Below are 21,012 nucleotides of genomic sequence, written 5' to 3' on the forward strand. Positions count from 1 at the left end.
CCTGTATCCTTGCCGAACACAGAAGTGAAACGCCGTAGCGCCGATGGTAGTGTGGCAGATGCCATGTGAGAGTAGGACACTGCCAGGCACCCAATTGAAATAAAAAGCCCATCTCATACGAGATGGGCTTTTTGCTTTTTCACGCATGGGGCGCGGCGTTTGATATTTTTCACCTGATCACCGTTTTCATCTTTCCTGCAACAGCGGCAATTTCGAGTAATCAGAGGATGGCGGCATCGCTCGGTAATATATGGCTGCGCGTTTAACGCAGCCATGCGATTTACTTGGGACCGTAGGCCAGCATGAAGACGTTAACGGCACGTTCCACAATCGCCTCCATCTCTTTCTCCTCCGGGCTCGATCTGACCCCCAGTAAAATGGGCTCCAGTACCTCGGCTTCCAGTAAACCTTTCAGATGCATAGCCACAGCCCAACAGTTATCTATTGGGCGAAGTTGGCCGCTGCGCGATTGTTCATCAAGGTATTGGCTGATGTATTGCCAACCACGTTGTGGCCCTAGGCGATAATATTCGCGGCCAATATTGGTTCGCACCGACTCATGGACAATCACGGCCCTCAGACAAATTACTTCCGGATTAAGGATGAAGTTTAAATAATTCAGACCTAAACGGGTAATCTCAGCGCGAATCGGCTTGGCTGGATTCATGGACATGAAGGCTTCGCCGATCCGTTGTCGGCCAAACTCCTCAATGACAGCAGCGAACAACTCTTCTTTTGAGCTGAAGTAGTTATACAGCGTCGCCTTGGAGCCACCAGCCCGATTGGCGACCTCCGACATGGTGGTGTTTTCAAAACCGAGCTGGGTAAATGCTTCTAAGGCAACATCGATAATTACCTGTCGCCGCTCTTCACTTTTTACTCTCATGGCAAACCGTCATTAATGAACTCATCAGTCTAGTTTTCCTTGACGAAGGGGCTTTGTCAAACTATAACTGTACCGTACAGTTCAGTTATCAGGAGTGCATGTGCGGTTCCTCTCTCGTGACGTTGCAGACAACCATTCGCAGGGTTGGCGAGTCTGTTGTTGGTCCCTGTTTGCCCTGCTCAGTGGTTGTGCCCATCAACCTGACCTGCCCAGCGATACGCTTGCCAGTGCCGATACCCTCGAACACAGCAAGAGCTTGCTGGCGACGCGTCAGGATAGCTGGCCGCAATCGAACTGGTGGCAGCGTTACCATGATGATCAGCTCGATCAGTTGATCCAGGAGGCGCTGCACGATGCCCCGTCTCTGGCCATCGCACAGGCGCGTCTGCGCAGTGCCGAGGGGATGGCAAGACAAGCCGGTGCCAGTGAGATGCCGCAGCTGTCTGTGAGTGGTGATCTCACTCGGCAACGGATGAGTTACAACTACAGCTCACTGCCTCCGCGCGGTTGGAATAGCTTTGGCAGCGGAGTGGCCAACTTCAGTTATGAATTCGACTTTTGGGGCAAGAATCGCGCCACGGTAGAGGCCGCGCGTTCGACGCTGGCCGCCAGCGAAGCTGAGCAGGCCGATGCCGAGCGGGTGTTGGTCAGTGCTCTGATGCAGTCTTATGTCGAGCTGGCCCGACTGTATGCCAATCGCGATACAGCCGCAGAAGCGCTGAAGATCCGTAGTGAAACCGTTAGCCTGTTCCAGCAGCGTTATAATAACGGTCTGGAAACCTTAGGTTCGGTGCGCCAGGTTGAGTCGCTCAAGGCGAGTGCCGAGCAAGAGTTGCTGGGTGTGGAAGAGACCATAGTGTTGCAGCGCCACGCCATTGCCGCCTTGCTCGGTAAAGGGCCGGATCGCGGCTTGACTCTGCAGCGTCCAACGCTCGCCATGACCTCGGTGTTTGGTTTGCCCGATACTGCCGGAATCGACTTGCTTGGGCACAGACCGGATGTGACCGCAGCCCGCTGGCGCGTTGAAGCAGCCGCGCAAGAGGTTGGTGTTGCAGAAACGCTCTTTTATCCGAACGTCTCGCTGTCGGCCTTCTTTGGTAACCAATCGATGGGGCTCGACAAGCTGCTCGAGTCCGGCTCTCAAACTGCAGGCGTAGGCGGTGCCCTCTATCTGCCGATCTTTACCGGTGGCAAGCTGGAAGGTCAGCTCGACAGTGCCCGTGGTCGTTACCAAGAGGCCGTTGCGCAATATAACCAGACCCTGACCCAAGCCATGCAGCAGGTGGCCGATGCGGTCACCAGTCAGGATGCTCTCAAGGCGCGATTGAGCCAGTCTCAGGCTGCGGTCGATGCCGCCGAAGATGCCTACCGGATTGCCAATAACCGCTACAAGGGCGGGTTGTCCACCTACCTGGATGTGCTCAGTGCCGAGGCGGCCTTGCTGCAGAGCCGTCAGGTGCTGGTCAATATGCAGGCCCGTGCTCTCTCCATTGATGTTTCGCTGGTCCACGCACTGGGTGCGGGTTACAGCGTCACCCACTCTTGATGAAAGACAGGAAATTCAATCGTATGTCGCAACAAGTTCAACTAGCTGACGCCACTGTAGAGCAGGCGTTTGATGCCCGTGAGGCCAATGCCAAGCGTCGTCGCGGCTTTATCGGTCTGGCTGCTGCCGTCGCAGTCGCAGCCGGTGGTTATGGCGCCTACTGGTATTTTGTCGGCTCGCGTTATGTCTCAACCGACAACGCCTACACGGCTGTCGAACTGGCCGAGGTGACCCCGGCGGTGGGCGGGATCATCAAGAGTATTCAGGTGGTCGATACCCAGCACGTACGTAAGGGTGATCTGCTGGTAGAAATCGATGACACCGATGCCCGCTTGGCATTGGCACAGGCTGAAGCCGACTTGGCGCTGGCCAAGCGCCGGGTTCACAGCTACCAGGCCAATGATGAAGGGTTGGCGGCGCAGGTGAAGGCGCGTGAAGCCGATGAACTGCGTGCCCAGGCTCAGCTTAAGGCTGCCGAGGCAGATCTGGAGCGGGCGAAAGTGGACTTTGATCGCCGCGCCGCGCTCAAGGCCTCTGGCTCGGTCTCGGGTGAAGAGCTGACCAATGCCCGTAATGGCTTGATCCAGGCCCAGGCCAATCTGAGTGCAGCCCGCGCAGCCTCAGCGCAGAGTGTGGCCAACGTCCACTCGACCATCGGCTCGAAGAAAGCCAATGCGGCACTTATTCAGGACACCACGGTGGATACAAACCCTGAAGTGCTGCTGGCCAAGGCCCGCCTTGAGCAAGCCAAGGTTGATCTGTCGCGCACCCGTATTTTTGCCAACGTCGATGGTGTGATCGCCAAGCGTCAGGTGCAGGTGGGTCAGCGCGTACAGATTGGCGCGCCACTGATGAGCGTGGTTCCCCTGCATACCGTGCATGTGGATGCCAACTTCAAAGAGGTGGAACTGCGTAGCGTCAAGGTTGGCCAGCCGGTCGAGATCACTGCCGATCTCTATGGTACCGAAGTGGTTTATCACGGCACAGTGAGCGGTTTCTCCGGCGGTACCGGCTCGGCGTTTGCCATGATCCCGGCCCAGAATGCCACCGGCAACTGGATTAAGGTGGTGCAGCGTCTGCCAGTTCGTATCGAGCTCGATCCTGCTGAGCTTGCCAAGCGTCCGCTGCAGGTGGGCTTGTCGATGATTGCCACTATTGATACCCGTACCGAGGCGAGTGGTCCGGCACTGGCCGAGCGTAGCCACACCGATGACAGCAAGCAGGGCTGAGGAGACGCGTGATGCAACACGTCGCTGAGCCGGCTCCGCTGCGCGGGGCACAGCTGGCCTTAGGCGCTGGCATCCTGGCGATGGCCAACTTTCTGGCGGTGCTCGACACCACCATCGCCAACGTGTCGGTCTCCAACATCGCCGGTAGTCTGGGCACCTCGACCAGTCAGGGCACCTACGTCATCACCTCTTATGCGGTGGCCGAGGCGATCTCGGTACCGCTGACCGGCTGGCTGGCGTCGCGCTTTGGCCCGATCCGGGTGTTTGCTACCTGTTTTATCCTGTTTGGCCTGTTCTCGCTGCTGTGCGGCATGGCCACCAGTATGAACATGCTGGTGCTGTTTCGGGTTTTCCTCGGGCTGTGCGGTGGTCCGCTGATGCCCCTGTCGCAGACCCTGATGATGCGTATTTTCCCCAAAGAGAAGGCGCACGCAGCGATCGGGATCTGGAGTATGACCACCCTGGTTGCGCCCATCATGGGGCCGATTCTGGGTGGGATATTGTGTGATCAGTACAGCTGGCCCTACATCTTCTATGTGAAGGCACCGTTTGCCCTGCTGGCCGGGGTGATGTGCTGGAAGCTGTTGCAGCCGTTCGAATCAAAGACCCTTAAGCTGCCTATCGACAAGGTGGGGCTGGTGTTGCTGATCGTCTGGGTGGCAGCGCTGCAGATCATGCTCGATGAGGGTAAGGATCATGACTGGTTTGAATCGACCCGGATTGTGACCCTGGCGATCATCGCGGCCATCGGCTTTGTCGCCTTCCTGATTTGGGAGCTGACCGAGCGCAACCCGGTGGTCGATTTACGAGTGTTCCGCCACCAAGGCTATCGCACCAGTATGCTGACCCTGTCGCTCGGTTTTGGCGCCTTCTTCGGCATCACGGTACTGACCCCGCTGTGGCTGCAGATCTACATGGGCTACACCGCCACCATCGCCGGTTATTCAACGGCCATGATGGGGATTTTGGCGGTGTTCCTGGCGCCCTTGATTGCCAATCTGGCGACCAAGATCGATCCGCGGCCCATGGTGTTTATCGGTGTGCTCTGGCTGGGCGGTTGGACCCTTTATCGCAGCCACGCCAACATGGACATGACCTTCTGGCAGATAAGCCTCCCGATGTTTTTCCAGGGGATCGGCATGCCGCTGTTCTTTGTGCCGCTCACCGGTATTGCGCTTGGCAGCGTGCTCGCCCGTGAAATGGAGTCTGCCGCCGGTCTGATGAACTTTATCCGAACCCTCTCCGGCGCGTTTGCCACCTCCATGGTCAACACCGGCTGGGAGCATGAAACCCGCTATGTGCGGGCCGAGCTGGCCGGATTGACGGACCGGGCGGGGGATGCCACCCAGGCGATGCAGATGGCCGGCGCCGGGGCGCAGAGCAAAGGCACCCTGGAGTGGCTGCTGCAAGGGCAGAGCGTGATGGTAGCCACCAACAAGATTTTTATGATTATTGCCGTGCTGTTTTTCGTGGCCGCGTTTGCCATCTGGCTGGCGCCGCGTCCGAAAACGCAGGTAGACACTTCCGTAGTGCACTAGGTCCCTCAACCCTGTGGGGATCAAGCCTGGACAGGTCGCTCTGTTCAGGCTTTTTTTCATTTTGGCGCCGGCTTAACGGGGCCGAATGCGCGCGCCACGCAGCAGCAGTGGCAACTGATAGAGCACCAGCGCGCCGAGGATCAGACACACACCGGCCAGTTTCGCACCGCCAATCGGCTCGTGATAGAAGATGGTGCTAAACACCAGAGTCCAGACCGGTTCGAGCAGCATCAACAGCGCCGCGTGCGCAGTGGTCAGTCGGCTTAAAGAGAGCGTCAGCAGCAGATAGCGCAAGGTGGTGGCAATCAGCACGCTGGCGGCAAACCAGCCCCAGATATTGATACTGACGCTCTGCGGCCACTGCTCGGTCAATAGCGACAATCCGCAGCCCAGCACGCCGGTGACCGCCAGCTGGATGCAGGTCAGCCAGGTCGGCGCAATCGTCTGGGCAAAGTGGCGATGCACCGCCAGTTGGCAGCCCGATGTCGCGGCTGAAGCGAGGAACCACAGCAGCGAGAGCGAGACGCCCCAGTGGGTGCTCAAAGAGAGCAGCAGCAGGCCGGCAATCGCCAGTGGTAGGGTCATCCAGTAGTGACGACCCGGGCGCGCTTTAAAGGCGGCCCAGGCCGCGAGCGGCGCCATCAGGGTGGCCACGCTCATGATAAACGCGCCACTGCCCAGCGCATTACTCTGGCTGATGGCCGTGACCCACAGCAGCAGGCTGGTACCGAGCAGAATACCGCACCCGGCAGCGCGGATAACCTGACCCCGGTTCGGCGCCGGTTCACGCAGCCAAGCCAGCGGCAGCAACAACAGGGCGGCCAACAGAAAGCGGCTGCCGATAAACGCGGCCGGCGGCAACCCCTGAATCGCCTCTTTGGAAAATAGCCAGCCGGCACCGGCCAGCAGGGTGGTAAAGAACATCAGCAGCAGCGGTGTGCGGTTCATGGGAAACATCATCGAGAAATGAGACCTGCAGCATAAAGCAAAGGCGCCCGGTAGCAATACCGGGCGCCTTTTGCGTTCACGGTATCCACGTAACAGGGTGCTGGGTGACATGCCGAGGGATGGCATGCGATTGGTGTGAGACTCAATTGGTTTTTGTGATAAGTGGCGTGATAGCCTCATTGATATTACTTGTTTGATTAATTATGTGTTCGTCCCACTACAGGCAAATTAGCCTCTGCTTTATGCGATCGAGACCTCGCGAGCTTTGGTTACTAGGGTATTGGCTAAAGGTGCATTTAACCGGGCTGGAGAGGGGAGAAGAGTGGCCAGCAGTAATCTCGAGGAGCTGACATGGAAGAGCTAACGCCATCTGATTTGAAGACGATTCTCCATTCCAAACGGGCCAATCTTTACTACCTGGAGTATTGCCGGGTCTTGGTCAATGGCGGCCGGGTTGAGTATGTCACCGATGAGGGAAAAGAGTCGCTCTATTGGAATATCCCTATCGCTAATACCACCTGCATTCTGCTGGGAACCGGAACGTCCATCACCCAAGCTGCCATGCGGGAGCTGGCAAAAGCGGGGGTGTTGGTTGGTTTTTGCGGCGGTGGGGGCACACCGCTTTTTGCCGCCAATGAGGTCGAGGTCAGTGTGAGTTGGCTCTGCTCCCAGAGCGAATACAGGCCGACGGAATACCTGCAGCAGTGGGTTAGTTTCTGGTTTTGTGATACAGCAAGGCTGCGGGCTGCCATTGCTTTTCAACATGTACGAATCAGCCAGATCCGAAAGGTGTGGCTAGGCGCAGTCATGAAACGCGAGCGGACATTTGCTCTTGATGAGGCAGCGCTCAACAGCGTATTGCTGCGTTTCGAATCTCAGCTTGCGCAGTGCCATAGCAGTAATGATGTGTTGGCTCAGGAGGCCAGTCTAACCAAAGCGCTCTACAAGTTGGCTGGCAATGCCGTTTGCTACGGTGAATTTACCCGAGCCAAGCATGGCAGCGGTATCGATATGGCCAATCGCTTTCTCGATCATGGCAATTATCTTGCCTATGGCATTGCTGCAACGGCTTGCTGGGTGATTGGTTTACCCCATGGTCTCTCAGTGCTGCACGGTAAAACCCGCCGCGGCGGTTTGGTGTTTGATGTGGCTGATCTCATCAAGGATGCGCTTATCTTGCCCCAGGCTTTTATCGCCGCCATGGCTGGAGAAGAAGAACAGGCATTTCGCCAGCGGATCATCAGTAGCTTTAATCAACATGGCGCACTGGATCAGATGATCGAAACCTTGCAGTCGGTGGCCGCCGAATTGAGTGAGGTCGGGCGATGAATGTCCTTTTGGTCTCCCAATGCAGCAAGCGAGCCTTGGATGAAACGCGGCGCATACTGGATCAGTTTGCTGAACGTAAAGGAGAGAGGACCTGGGCGACAGTGATCACCCAAGATGGCCTCGATACCTTGCGTAAATTGCTGCGTAAAACAGCCCGTCGCAACACTGCGGTCGCTTGCCACTGGCTCAAAAGCACTGGCCCGGAGCTTTGCTGGATTGTTGGCAATGCCCAACGCTTTAATGAACAAGGCTCAGTCCCCACCAACACGACCGGGCGCAATATCTTGCGCAGTCAGGATGAAAACCGATGGCATGCCGGTGAGGCCATGGCGCTGCTGGCAGCCATCGCCGGACTGTTTCATGACGTAGGTAAAGCCAACCGGCTCTTTCAAGACAAGCTCACGGGTAAACGCCACATCCTGAGTGAGCCACTACGCCATGAGTGGGTCTCGCTGCGTATCTTTGAGGCCTTTGTCGATGGTCGCGATGACAGAGAGTGGCTGACTTCGCTCTCTAACCTGACCCCAAGTGATGAAAAACCGGCATTAGCTGGCCTTGGCAAGCTGGCCGAAAGCAAGGCTCGGCCGATAGGTGCCAATCCCTTCCAAGGCTTGCCCCCCATCGCCCGAATCATCGGTTGGCTGATTGTTTCACACCACCGCTTACCGCAATTTGACACCCAACATGAGCAGGCTGTCGGCGTGCCTCCTCTGGATGCGTTAACGATTGATTCTGGGCGCTTTGAGGCCAGCTGGAACTCCCCGCAATGCCGCGATCCAGAGTGGGATAAGGAGGCATGGTTACAGCTTTGGCGCTTCCCCAATGGGACACCTCTGGCTAGCACAACGTGGTGCAGTAAGGCCAATCGTCTGGCGCAGCGGGCGTTACAGTGCCATTCCCTTTGGCAAAGGGAGGATTGGCTATCTGACCGTTTAACCAGCCATCTGGCGCGCCTGTGCCTGATGCTGGCCGATCATGCCTACTCTGCTGGCAATGCGACCGAGAAGTGGCAAGACCGGAAATACCAGGTCTATGCCAATACCGACCGCGATACGGGGAAGCTCAAGCAGTCGCTCGATGAGCACAATATCGGCGTCGGCCATAACGCCTATCTGCTTGCCAAGAATCTGCCAAAGCTGCGGCCACATCTACCGGCCATTACTCGTCATAAAGGCTTTAAACAGCGCAGCCAACAGAGTGCATTTCGCTGGCAGGACAAGGCATTTGATCTGGCCAAAATGCTAGCTCATCGCTCTCAGTCGCAAGGTTTCTTTGGGGTCAATATGGCCTCGACCGGTTGCGGCAAAACCTTTGCCAATGCCCGCATCATGTACGGGCTGGCCGATGAAAAGCTCGGTTGCCGTTTTAGCGTGGCGCTGGGTCTTCGCACCCTGACCTTGCAAACCGGTGATGCCTTGAGAGCACGATTGTCGCTCGATACCGATGATCTGGCGGTGTTGATCGGCTCGGCGGCAGTGCAGCAGTTGCATGAGCTACGCACCCGAGAAGCACGTTCCGAGCCCAAGAGTGGCTCCGAGTCGGCCGCGTCGCTAATCGATACCAATGTGCATGTGCACTACGACGGGGCCCTCGACGACGGCCCACTGCGTCGCTGGTTGAAGCAGTCATCAGCCTTGTATCAATTGGTCAGTGCCCCGGTGCTGGTGAGTACCATTGATCACCTGATCCCGGCGACAGAAGGCACTCGTGGCGGCAAGCAGATTGCCCCCATGCTGCGTCTGCTCACCTCGGATCTGGTGCTCGATGAGCCCGATGATTTTGGGCTGTCCGATCTGCCCGCCCTGTGTCGTCTGGTCAACTGGGCCGGGATGCTGGGTAGTCGGGTGTTACTCTCATCGGCCACGCTGCAGCCAGCCCTGATTAACGCCCTGTTTGCTGCCTATCAGGCAGGAAGGTTTCATTACCACAAAGCCTGTGGCGAGCCGGGTGCCATGCCCCCGATTTGCTGCGCCTGGTTTGATGAGTTTGGTGTTGCCCAGCAAGAGCTGGCCGAACAGGCTGCCTTTAAGGAGTGTCACCAAGCATTTGTCACTGCACGACTGAGCAAGCTGGCTGAGCAGCCCTCTGTGCGCCGGGGGGCACTCTGGCCTGTGATCTCAAGCGGGAAAAGTAGCGATGAGGTGGTGCAAGCCATGGCGAGTGCGGTTCGTGATGGCATGCTTCAGCTACACAGCGAGCATCATGAACGTCACCCTGCAGGCAAGTGTATGTCGGTTGGTCTGGTGCGGATGGCCAATATCGATCCGCTGGTCGCAGTGGCTCAGCAGGTGCTGAGCCAGGAGCCTCCGCCCGATACTCGTATCCACTTCTGCATTTACCACAGCCATCATCCGCTGCTGGTGCGATCAGCGATGGAAAAGCGCCTCGATGCCCTACTCAGCCGCCATGACGACAACGCGTTTTGGTCACATTCCGAGGTGCAGCTGGCACTGGCGCAGCCCGAGACGCACCATCTGTTTGTCGTCTTTGCCTCTCCGGTGGCGGAAGTGGGTCGGGATCATGACTATGACTGGGCCATTGCCGAGCCAAGTTCGATGCGCTCTCTGATCCAGTTGGCCGGCCGCATCCAGCGCCACCGCAAGAGGGTGCCCACACATCCAAACCTCTTGATCCTCAATAAAAATATCAAAGCGTTGCGAGGCATAACGCCAGCCTATTGTCAGCCGGGGTTTGAATCGAATCACTTTCAACTCGATAACCCGGACATGGGCGCCAGCCTGCCTTCTAGTTGTTACGAGTGGATCTCGGCATCACCAGCAATCCAGATGCCGCCCGGTATTAGCTTAAGTGGCCATTACGACCGGCTTGATGCATTGGAGCACGCTCATCTTCACGTCCGGCTGTTTGGCTACAGCAAGGGGAGCAAAAAATTGGATACGCCACCGGCGCAGCAGTGGTGGATGCATCCACCACTGGATTGGGCTGGCGAGATGCAGCGGCAAACGCGCTTTCGGGAGTCATGCCCCGACGAGTGCTTTGTACTCTATCAGGCCGATGACGATGAGCCGCTGCGCTTTCACCGGCTTGAAGAGCGTGGAGAGCCGGAGCTGGTGGAGGCAAGCTGCTTCGAGCGCCCGACTTTCACCCCCGCAAAGAGAGTGACCCCTTGGCTGGACAACGAGCCAGAGCCTCTATTGGCCGTTTTGGGAGAGCAGCTGGAATGGGATGCCGCCAGACTATCGCGCACCTTTACCGAGATCCGCCTGCCAACCATCGGGCAGAGTTCCAAGCCTTGGCAATATGACCCGCTATTCGGGGTTTATCGGGAATTAAAGAAGAGTAACGAGGGATGCAATGAGTGAAACAACACTGTCATCGGCCATCGATGACTATATCTCGGCAAGGCAGGAGGCCAAGCCAGGAAAATGGCCTACTAAAGCGGATTGGCTTGATGAGGCCACCAAGAGAGCATGGCAAATAACATGGGTGACTCACGCTCCGAAATACACTCATGCTGATTCTAAAAGTTCCGGGTATTTGGTGGCGGGAATAAGCAGTTCTCAGTATGTGTCAACGGCCGCTTTGGCCGTATGTACTGCAGATTTTATTGGTAATTCAGCAACTCATGATGTTGCAAATTTCCTGCTTCTCAAAGGAGATGGCCATCGCCTAATGGATTACCTTCTTGAGGGAAATGGTGAACCGTTAAAAGTTTTCTCTCGAAGCACAGAGCAATTGCATAGCTGGATTGATGGGTTATCTAACTCATTAAAAAGTAATGAAGTTGTTACCCACGCCTTGGCCAAGCAGACCTATTTCCCCGCCGATAGTGGGTATCACCTGCTGAGCCCTCTCTTTGCCAGCTCGCTGTGTCACGCCTTGTATCAACGCATTGAGCAAGCCCGCTTCGGGGATGAGGCGAAAGCTGCGCGCGATGCTCGCCGTAAAAACGAGCATTTTGAGGTGGCCATCGTGGACTTTCCCCATCTGGCGGAGCAGCACTTTGGTGGAGCCAACCAGCAGAATGTTTCCCTGTTAAATAGCAAACGTAATGGTCGTGCCTATCTGTTGAGCTGCCAACCTCCGGCATGGCAAGACCGCCTCACTGCGCCTGAAAGCGAAGAGCACTTCTGGAAACGCTACGAGCATCGGGTAGCAGCCACCCTGCGTGAGCTGGGGCGTTTTCTCAAATCGGTGCAGCAGGCAGACAACAACGATGCCATCAAGCAGCGCCGCGCCGGACTGGTGGACGATTTGATGGGGGCGCTACTGAGCTACGCTGCTGAGCTGCGCTCCTTGCCCTCGGGCTGGAGCCGCGAGACGGCAGAGCCGATGAGCGAGGTGTTTTGTTGCTGGCTTGATCCCGTGAATGACCAAGCACTCTCTGATGAGCAGGCCAACCGCATAGGTCTGGAATTTGGACGCTGGCTCAACAAGCGGCTGCAAAAGCAGTTGGCCCATATCGGTGATGCCGAGTGGCATGTTTGGCGCCGCATGTTGGCGCGTCAACTGCGCTTGCTGAAACAGGATCTGGAGCAATGGGCATGAAATCGACTCTGTTACTTCGCCACCTTAGCGTGGAAAACGCCAATGCCATCAGCGGCCTAACCTACGGTTTTCCTGCCATCAGCCATTTTCTCGGCTTTACTCATGCCTTGTCGCGCCGGCTCGAGCAGGCTTACGGGCTGACGCTCGGGGGCTGCGCCGTCATCGCCCATCACACCGAGCTACAGAGCCAGCCGCTTGGCAATCGCCGTGAGCAGGTTTTCGCACTAACCCGCAATCCCTTGACCAAAGAGGGAAAGACAGCCCCCTTTAATGAAGAGGGGCGTGTTCACCTTGATATCAGCCTGCTGATTGAGTGCAACTTTGATGCTGACCGGTTGCCCAAAGGGGAATCGCTAGATCTGCGTATCCACGAATTGCACGCCTGGTTTGAGCGTATCGTGCCGTCCCTGCGTCTGGCCGGAGGCACCATCACTCGTCTTGGTCAGGTGCAGTGGCGTGAGCATTACGAAGAGCGCGAGCGGCGCCGCTTGTGCATGAGCCTGTTGCCGGGCTTTGCCCTGGTCTGCCGCCACGACCTATTGACGGCTCATCATCAACAGCAACTGAGCGAAGAGCCAGACGCTGAACTACTCGACAGCCTGCTCGATTTTGTCACTCTGTGCCATCAGTCGCAGCAAGATGAAGCTGGGGCTGTGAGTTGGCAACCACTGGACAAGCCTGCGCCCGGCTATCTGGTGCCACTGGCCGTAGGCTATCAAGGCATCTCCCCCCTCCACGAACCGGGCTCGATTCCCAGCAGCCGAGATCAGACAACGCCTTTTCGGTTTGTGGAGTCTATCTACACCGTAGGGCAGTGGGTCAGTCTGCATCGTGTTCAGAATCTCGACACCCTGTTATGGCGCTATCGCTATCAGGAACCCTATTACCTCTGTGAAAACCACTACATCGCACCTTCTCTGAGTGTTGAAGAAGACGATGAAGAATTTATCAGCTAATCACTGGAAGATAAGGAATCACATCATGGCAAAAGCAATGATCAAGACCGCCTCCGTTCTGGCCTTCGAGCGCAAGCTTGCTAATTCAGACGCCCAGCTTTACGCCGGTAACTGGCAAGAGCGGGATAATCCCGGCGCTTGGCATCCGATATCTCTGCAAGAGAAAGCAGTGCGCGGCACTATCTCCAACCGCCTGAAAAAAGCGACCGCCGATGACCCCGCCAAGCTCGATAACGAGATCCAGAAACCCAATCCGCAGCGGGTGGATGTGGCGACGCTGCCCTTTGATGCCGACACCTTGCGAGTCGGTTTTACTCTGCGTGTGCTGGGCAACCTGGCGCAGCCCTCAGCCTGTAATGATCAGGATTATCAGGCTGTGCTCGGTGAGAAGATTGGTGATTATGTGCGCGAGCACCAGTTTCACGAGTTGGCGGCCCGCTATGCCGAGAACCTGGCCAATGGTCGTTTCCTCTGGCGCAACCGGGTCGGGGCCGAAGCGGTGGAAGTGCGTATTAGCCGTCTGGAGCAGGGCTCGGCAAAGCAGAGCTGGGTCTTTGATGCGCTGGGTTTCAACCTGCGCACCTTTACCAAGCCGCAAGGGCCACTGGCTGAACTCAGTGAAGTGATCCGTCAGGGGCTGCTTGGCAGCGACTTTGCACTGTTAAAGGTCGAGGCATTTGTCCGTCTTGGCGCTGGCCAGGAGGTATTTCCTTCTCAGGAGCTGGTGCTGGATCAAAGTGGTGGCAAAGAGGGGAAAAAGAGCAAATATCTCTATCAAGTCAATGGCATCGCGGCGATGCACTCCCAAAAGATTGGCAACGCTTTGCGTACCATCGATACCTGGTACCCGGGGGCAGAGGAACTCGGGCCCATCGCGGTAGAGCCCTATGGCTCGGTCACCAGCCGCGGTACCGCATATCGCCAGCCCAAAGAGAAACTCGACTTCTATAACCTGCTTGATGGCTGGATGCTCAAAGATAATTTGCCCGCCGTGGAGCAGCAGCACTATGTGATGGCGACCCTGGTGCGGGGCGGTGTCTTCGGCGAGGCCGACTAAGGAGCCCCTATGGATCACTACCTCGACATTCGGGTGCTGCCCGACCCCGAGTTTGGTCAGGTGGAGCTACTCAATGCCCTCTATGCCAAGCTGCATCGGGTGCTCCCCACCCTGACGCAAGGGCGGGTGGGCGTCAGCTTCCCCTGCCATAAACGCACTCTTGGCGAGTGCCTGCGTTTGCATGGCGCTTTAGCCGAACTGCTTCACCTCACCGAGGCGAACTGGTTGCAAGGGATGCGGGACTATATCCATCTTGGCGAACCGACTCAGGTTCCCCAACGTGTCAGTTATCGCGTGGTAAGAAGGGTGCAGGCCAAGAGTGCTCACAACAAGCGCCGCCGCTCGATAGCCAAAGGTTGGTTGAGCGAAGAGGAGGCGCTGGCTCGCATCCCCGACACTCAACAGAAGGCAATCACCCTGCCTTATGCCGAGATGCATAGCCTCTCAACCGCAAGCCGGATGCGCCTCTATATCGAGCACGGCCCTTTGCTCGATAAACCGGTCGCTGGGACATTCAACGCCTACGGATTAAGCGCGACGGCAACTATCCCCTGGTTCTGACCCTATTTTTCAGGGCGTAGCTAACTCATTGATTTTATGATGGGCTCTACGCCCTCTTTTCCAATTGGGGTTAACCGAGAAATCAGGGTAAGCTCTTTAACAATCAGATAGATAGCGATAGTATGTAACACCTCGCTGCCGCACAGGCAGCTCAGAAACTGTGCATCGTGCTCGACACCCTGAGCCGGTTCCTCGCTGCCGCACAGGCAGCTCAGAAAACTGCTGCCTTTGCTTGTACGCACAGGCTTCTCCTCGCTGCCGCACAGGCAGCTCAGAAAATGACACAAGCTGACGCAAAGACACCCGCAAACCTCGCTGCCGCACAGGCAGCTCAGAAAATCCCGAGCCGCAGCTCGGGGTGGTTTCGCTACCTCGCTGCCGCACAGGCAGCTCAGAAAAAGCCGCCTTTGAGCATCAGCGCCTTGCACAGGCCTCGCTGCCGCACAGGCAGCTCAGAAAACGCTCAACCTTGGTCGGTGGTTCCTGTACCCCCTCGCTGCCGCACAGGCAGCTCAGAAAATAGAGCGGGACAACGTAGTGGAACGCATAGCCCTCGCTGCCGCACAGGCAGCTCAGAAACGCCCCGTCCGTAATGTGGCCCTCGTAAAAGGCCTCGCTGCCGCACAGGCAGCTCAGAAAGGCAGCGTTAGTGGCAAGTGTGACTTCAAGGCCCTCGCTGCCGCACAGGCAGCTCAGAAATGTCCGGCACCCTAAGCATCGACATGGGGGCCCCTCGCTGCCGCACAGGCAGCTCAGAAAACGGAGGAGCAGCACCTGATGCTGGTGGTGCCCCTCGCTGCCGCACAGGCAGCTCAGAAATGAATGGTGGGGGAGAAAGTCGGCGCCGTGTTCCTCGCTGCCGCACAGGCAGCTCAGAAAGCCAGAAGGGGCTTGCCGGCATGGGTCTTGGCCCTCGCTGCCGCACAGGCAGCTCAGAAAACGCGGTCAAAGCTGGCCGGCTGGGTGGTGTTCCTCGCTGCCGCACAGGCAGCTCAGAAATTGGCCACGCGAGCTTCGAGGGTCTTGATGGCCCTCGCTGCCGCACAGGCAGCTCAGAAAGACCAACCGGCCAGCACCGGCACCACCGAAATCCTCGCTGCCGCACAGGCAGCTCAGAAAGTCCACGGGCAGGCGTAATTCAAAGCCCATGACCTCGCTGCCGCACAGGCAGCTCAGAAATGATCAAGGAGACGTGGTGGCAGTATTACACCCCTCGCTGCCGCACAGGCAGCTCAGAAACGCACGCTGTGCAGACAATCTGGAGCCCTTGGCCTCGCTGCCGCACAGGCAGCTCAGAAAGGAAACTTGAGCATCCCAGGCACGTTCTCGACCCTCGCTGCCGCACAGGCAGCTCAGAAACTCTGCACCCCATGCAGATGCGCTACCTGGCTCCTCGCTGCCGCACAGGCAGCTCAGAAACGTCTGGATTTGACCATCACCCCAATAATCTGCCTCGCTGCCGCACAGGCAGCTCAGAAAAATGGTGGGTCAGGCTTGGGTGACCCCGAGAACCTCGCTGCCGCACAGGCAGCTCAGAAACGATAGCGCCATCGTCGGCAATCAGACCTTGACCTCGCTGCCGCACAGGCAGCTCAGAAAAAGGCAATCGAGGTTGTTAGGAGAACTTATGACCTCGCTGCCGCACAGGCAGCTCAGAAAAGCCCCTCGGCTAGCGCCCTTGGCAGGCCCGTCCTCGCTGCCGCACAGGCAGCTCAGAAAACACTCTTAAAGGTGAAGGTGGCGGCGTCTTCCCTCGCTGCCGCACAGGCAGCTCAGAAAAATGCCAAGCTGACCACAGAGCAGGTCGAAGCCCTCGCTGCCGCACAGGCAGCTCAGAAACTCATGAGCCTGCTGGAGCGTGACCCCGAGATCCTCGCTGCCGCACAGGCAGCTCAGAAACGCTACTGCATGACCACCGCGTACAACGCCGACCTCGCTGCCGCACAGGCAGCTCAGAAAACCGACCAAGGTTGAGCGTGGTGTGCCCCAAGCCTCGCTGCCGCACAGGCAGCTCAGAAAAGTCCAGATAGCTCCCCCGTGATAAGGCCAAGCCTCGCTGCCGCACAGGCAGCTCAGAAAATGGGGACTATCCCGTGGGCCAAGCTGATTGCCCTCGCTGCCGCACAGGCAGCTCAGAAATGCTTGGCCAAGGCTTGCAGGTCTGGCTGTTCCCTCGCTGCCGCACAGGCAGCTCAGAAAATCACGTAGTCAGTGCGCCGAACGATCTTGCCCCTCGCTGCCGCACAGGCAGCTCAGAAACGTGAAGAGGACGGCATCAGCATCGGGGTGCTCCTCGCTGCCGCACAGGCAGCTCAGAAAGAGATGCAGGAGTGGCTCGAGCGTGAGGTGTTCCTCGCTGCCGCACAGGCAGCTCAGAAACTGCTGGCCGGCTTTTGTAGCACGTCACTAGCCCTCGCTGCCGCACAGGCAGCTCAGAAAACTCGCTCAGTGGTGAAATCTGCGGCGGGGCGCCTCGCTGCCGCACAGGCAGCTCAGAAAATGACAGTTGCTCGGCTGTAACCATCGTCTTCCCTCGCTGCCGCACAGGCAGCTCAGAAATTGGCCCCGCTCTTTTCCAGCTCACTCTCCACCCTCGCTGCCGCACAGGCAGCTCAGAAAGGCAGCTGGATGCTGATTGCCGGTGTGGCGCACCTCGCTGCCGCACAGGCAGCTCAGAAAACTGTGGCCGCTGGCACGTGGCAAATCGATTACCTCGCTGCCGCACAGGCAGCTCAGAAATATGACGAGCTGGCCGATACCCGGCAAACGCTCCTCGCTGCCGCACAGGCAGCTCAGAAATGATCGCCATGTTTGCGCAGCACATGCAGCGGCCTCGCTGCCGCACAGGCAGCTCAGAAAAGACCAGCAGGGACGGGAGTCAGGAACATCACCCTCGCTGCCGCACAGGCAGCTCAGAAAAGCGGCATCCCCCGTGTGCTGCCTGCCAGTGACCTCGCTGCCGCACAGGCAGCTCAGAAAAAGCTCGATGCGGTAGCCGGCAAAGTGGAAGCCCTCGCTGCCGCACAGGCAGCTCAGAAACCGAAGGATGGTACAGGGGACGCAGGCGAGGGCCTCGCTGCCGCACAGGCAGCTCAGAAAGTGTGCTGTCTCGCCTGCTCCAGATACAGACGCCTCGCTGCCGCACAGGCAGCTCAGAAAGCAAGGCGCTGGACGCCTACATGCGCGAACAGCCTCGCTGCCGCACAGGCAGCTCAGAAAACCCATCCCCCCAGTCAAAGGCTGACTTACCACCTCGCTGCCGCACAGGCAGCTCAGAAACCACAGCGCAAAGCGGTTCTTCTCGCCATCGTCCTCGCTGCCGCACAGGCAGCTCAGAAAATCAGCATCAGGTACTGCTTCTCCGTGGGGTCCCTCGCTGCCGCACAGGCAGCTCAGAAACAAGGCGACCTCTTCTTTAAGGGCGGCCTCGCCCTCGCTGCCGCACAGGCAGCTCAGAAAAAGACCAACTACTGGCCCCTGATTAAGGGCAACCTCGCTGCCGCACAGGCAGCTCAGAAAAATGATACGAGCAGCTTGACTTGCATGGGCTCCCTCGCTGCCGCACAGGCAGCTCAGAAAAGAATGACCACCGTGTACCACCACAGCCGGTTCCTCGCTGCCGCACAGGCAGCTCAGAAAACATGCACAAAGTGGCTAGGGCGCTCGGGTTCCCTCGCTGCCGCACAGGCAGCTCAGAAACGCGACTCGTCCACCCTCGGCAGGCTGTTGAGCCTCGCTGCCGCACAGGCAGCTCAGAAAAGACGATGAGCTGGGCGAACAGCTCGTTGCGACCTCGCTGCCGCACAGGCAGCTCAGAAAGTCACGGGTTAGGGTGTACTCGGGCTGGTACTCCTCGCTGCCGCACAGGCAGCTCAGAAACGCAAAAAGGCGATCGCGACAGACAGGGCAAACCTCGCTGCCGCACAGGCAGCTCAGAAAAGTTCCGTCTGCAATATCAGGAGGCATAAATGCCTCGCTGCCGCACAGGCAGCTCAGAAAAGCACGCTAACGGCAGACACCGCCACCAACATCCTCGCTGCCGCACAGGCAGCTCAGAAAGGGGCGAGCCCCCGGCATGGTCTGCACCACGCCCTCGCTGCCGCACAGGCAGCTCAGAAAATGGACAACGCTGAAACCATCACCCTGCACATCCTCGCTGCCGCACAGGCAGCTCAGAAACCGTAAAACAGGAACGCCGGGTAAAAATCTTTCCTCGCTGCCGCACAGGCAGCTCAGAAAGAGAGGGGCTGGCGCAAAAGGGTGTAATCCTCCCTCGCTGCCGCACAGGCAGCTCAGAAAAGCGTGGCGACGGAAGCCTTCGGCTTCATGGACCTCGCTGCCGCACAGGCAGCTCAGAAAAGAATTAATAGCAGTCGCAATATGCTGGCGTTCCTCGCTGCCGCACAGGCAGCTCAGAAAACATGGCCGGCTATATAGGCGGCAATGATCAGCCTCGCTGCCGCACAGGCAGCTCAGAAAGAGCGTACCCCGCACCCTGGGCGGCTCGGGCCCCTCGCTGCCGCACAGGCAGCTCAGAAAAGATAGTCGCCGCTCTCCAGCACCCCGATGCTCCTCGCTGCCGCACAGGCAGCTCAGAAACCAAGCCGCAGCCGAAGAATAAGGGCCAGACCCCTCGCTGCCGCACAGGCAGCTCAGAAACGCAGCAGTAAAGAACAAGCACTGCGCGATGACCTCGCTGCCGCACAGGCAGCTCAGAAATATCAGATCCAGCCGGGCGATATCGTGGCCATCCTCGCTGCCGCACAGGCAGCTCAGAAAGGAAACTTGAGCATCCCAGGCACGTTCTCGACCCTCGCTGCCGCACAGGCAGCTCAGAAAACCCAACGCCTCAAGCAAGGCTGGAACAAACTCCTCGCTGCCGCACAGGCAGCTCAGAAATATGACCTAGCGATGGCCAGCCGGATGCTGAACCTCGCTGCCGCACAGGCAGCTCAGAAAACGCACCCCAGCACCGGCTTGGCCAGCTGTTCCCTCGCTGCCGCACAGGCAGCTCAGAAAAAACCCGATGGTGGGGTAACCCTCCGTGCAGTCCTCGCTGCCGCACAGGCAGCTCAGAAAGGCGACGACTAAGGTGACTTTGCTCATGGGTTCCTCGCTGCCGCACAGGCAGCTCAGAAAGTCGATCAGCTGGCGCCCACCGATATCAACACCCTCGCTGCCGCACAGGCAGCTCAGAAATCATACTGAACAATCCTCCGAATCTGCATTGCCCTCGCTGCCGCACAGGCAGCTCAGAAAGCAGTCGAAGAACAAGGGCCAGACCGTGAAGTCCTCGCTGCCGCACAGGCAGCTCAGAAAACTCAAACGCGCATCGGCGGCGGCAGTTGCTTCCTCGCTGCCGCACAGGCAGCTCAGAAACCCTCGGCGCGCACATCGCCCAGCTGGCTGCCCCTCGCTGCCGCACAGGCAGCTCAGAAAAACAAACCCCGATGCCGGCAGGCCGACCTCGCTGCCGCACAGGCAGCTCAGAAAGTGAGCAGATGCCCCGCTTTAAAGCCGCGTTTCCTCGCTGCCGCACAGGCAGCTCAGAAATGGCAGATGCGGCGATAGAGCCCCTCATTGACCCTCGCTGCCGCACAGGCAGCTCAGAAATTTCGGGCAGGGAACCCTGCTCACCAACGGAGCCTCGCTGCCGCACAGGCAGCTCAGAAAGTATGGTCCCATTGCTGCGGACAGCAGCATGCCCTCGCTGCCGCACAGGCAGCTCAGAAAAGCCCCGGCTGCGCGTCCATCGCCAGATTGAACCTCGCTGCCGCACAGGCAGCTCAGAAAGCCTGTAGCTGGATGCTGGAGAAGCGCCAGCCCCTCGCTGCCGCACAGGCAGCTCAGAAATGTGCTTCTCACTGCATCCACGCGCACCGGCACCTCGCTGCCGCACAGGCAGCTCAGAAATCGACCGAGATGGCCATCAGAGCACCCCTTTGCCTCGCTGCCGCACAGGCAGCTCAGAAACATGTGCCATGGGGAGCCGTTGCCTTGGGAGGCCTCGCTGCCGCACAGGCAGCTCAGAAAGACGGTGACGCCGAGTTGTTTGTCAAAAAACACCTCGCTGCCGCACAGGTAGCTCAGAAACTTGAGCGGGACGATGCCAAAGCAGTTCTGGGCCTCGCTGCCGCACAGGCAGCTCAGAAAATCCAGTTGGCCACCTACGGCGAGCTGTTTAGCCTCGCTGCCGCACAGGCAGCCCAGAAATTTGCCCAGACCAAGCAGCAGCTAGCTGGAGCACTCGCTGCCGCACAGGCAGCTCAGAAAATGCGACCCATGCCGATCCACTCGGCATAACTCCTCGCTGCCGCACAGGCAGCTCAGAAAGTGCTCCGCGATATTGCCTACCAGATCGACGACCTCGCTGCCGCACAGGCAGCTCAGAAAGGCTTTGTGGCGCTGGGGCAGTCCACATCCAACCTCGCTGCCGCACAGGCAGCTCAGAAA

The 21,012-nt window shown here is 58.3% G+C and carries 11 protein-coding genes and 1 CRISPR repeat array (1 of these 12 only partly in view); of the genes, 9 read left to right on the plus strand and 2 right to left on the minus strand.

Annotated features, from left to right (window positions below; genetic code table 11):
- Positions 1-280: 280 nt before the first annotated feature.
- The gene (locus BW958_RS00005; protein WP_076573263.1) at positions 281-886 is read right to left on the minus strand and encodes a TetR/AcrR family transcriptional regulator; all 606 of its coding nucleotides are present in this window, start codon (positions 884-886) and stop codon (positions 281-283) included.
- Positions 887-986: 100 nt separating this feature from the next.
- Here BW958_RS00005 and BW958_RS00010 point away from each other — a divergent pair, with 100 nt between their 5' ends.
- Genes BW958_RS00010 through BW958_RS00020 form a run of 3 tightly spaced genes read left to right on the plus strand, consistent with a single transcriptional unit; the run spans position 987 to position 5,199 of the window.
- Complete coding sequence (locus BW958_RS00010) at positions 987-2,432, plus strand: efflux transporter outer membrane subunit (RefSeq protein WP_143232976.1); 1,446 nt, start codon at positions 987-989, stop codon at positions 2,430-2,432.
- 23 nt (positions 2,433-2,455) lie between these two features.
- Positions 2,456-3,661, plus strand: a complete 1,206-nt coding sequence (locus BW958_RS00015; RefSeq protein ID WP_076573264.1) for an HlyD family secretion protein — start codon at positions 2,456-2,458, stop codon at positions 3,659-3,661.
- Positions 3,662-3,672: 11 nt separating this feature from the next.
- Entirely contained in the window at positions 3,673-5,199 is a 1,527-nt protein-coding gene (locus BW958_RS00020) for a DHA2 family efflux MFS transporter permease subunit (RefSeq protein ID WP_076573265.1), read from the plus strand.
- Between the two features lie 72 nt (positions 5,200-5,271).
- Here the strand turns inward: BW958_RS00020 and BW958_RS00025 are convergent, their stop codons facing one another.
- Positions 5,272-6,147, minus strand: coding sequence for a DMT family transporter (locus tag BW958_RS00025; protein WP_076573266.1), 876 nt, complete (start codon positions 6,145-6,147; stop codon positions 5,272-5,274).
- A 351-nt stretch (positions 6,148-6,498) separates the two neighbouring features.
- Between BW958_RS00025 and cas1f the strand changes: the two genes are divergently transcribed.
- Genes cas1f through cas6f form a run of 6 tightly spaced genes read left to right on the plus strand, consistent with a single transcriptional unit; the run spans position 6,499 to position 14,559 of the window.
- Complete coding sequence (gene cas1f, locus BW958_RS00030) at positions 6,499-7,476, plus strand: type I-F CRISPR-associated endonuclease Cas1f (RefSeq protein WP_076573267.1); 978 nt, start codon at positions 6,499-6,501, stop codon at positions 7,474-7,476.
- Positions 7,473-10,799 carry a type I-F CRISPR-associated helicase Cas3f gene (gene cas3f / locus BW958_RS00035; protein ID WP_076573268.1) on the plus strand — a complete coding sequence of 1,109 codons (3,327 nt, stop codon included), beginning with the start codon at positions 7,473-7,475 and terminating at the stop codon, positions 10,797-10,799. Before cas1f ends, cas3f begins: the two co-directional genes overlap by 4 nt.
- Complete coding sequence (csy1, locus tag BW958_RS00040; protein ID WP_076573269.1) at positions 10,792-11,985, plus strand: type I-F CRISPR-associated protein Csy1; 1,194 nt, start codon at positions 10,792-10,794, stop codon at positions 11,983-11,985. The genes cas3f and csy1 overlap by 8 nt, the downstream gene beginning before the upstream one ends.
- Positions 11,982-12,941: a type I-F CRISPR-associated protein Csy2 gene (csy2, locus tag BW958_RS00045; protein WP_076574037.1), complete on the plus strand. Its 960-nt coding sequence runs from the start codon at positions 11,982-11,984 to the stop codon at positions 12,939-12,941. Before csy1 ends, csy2 begins: the two co-directional genes overlap by 4 nt.
- 25 nt (positions 12,942-12,966) lie before the next feature.
- On the plus strand, positions 12,967-13,998 hold the full coding sequence (gene csy3, locus BW958_RS00050; protein WP_076573270.1) for a type I-F CRISPR-associated protein Csy3: 1,032 nt from the start codon (positions 12,967-12,969) through the stop codon (positions 13,996-13,998).
- Between the two features lie 9 nt (positions 13,999-14,007).
- Positions 14,008-14,559 carry a type I-F CRISPR-associated endoribonuclease Cas6/Csy4 gene (cas6f, locus tag BW958_RS00055; RefSeq protein ID WP_076573271.1) on the plus strand — a complete coding sequence of 184 codons (552 nt, stop codon included), beginning with the start codon at positions 14,008-14,010 and terminating at the stop codon, positions 14,557-14,559.
- A gap of 130 nt (positions 14,560-14,689) precedes the next feature.
- A CRISPR array of direct repeats spans positions 14,690-21,012; the repeat unit is 28 nt; unit sequence CCTCGCTGCCGCACAGGCAGCTCAGAAA (it continues 120 nt past the right edge of the window).

This window comes from Aeromonas sp. RU39B (genome assembly GCF_900156095.1).
In the GTDB taxonomy this organism is placed as follows: domain Bacteria; phylum Pseudomonadota; class Gammaproteobacteria; order Enterobacterales; family Aeromonadaceae; genus Aeromonas.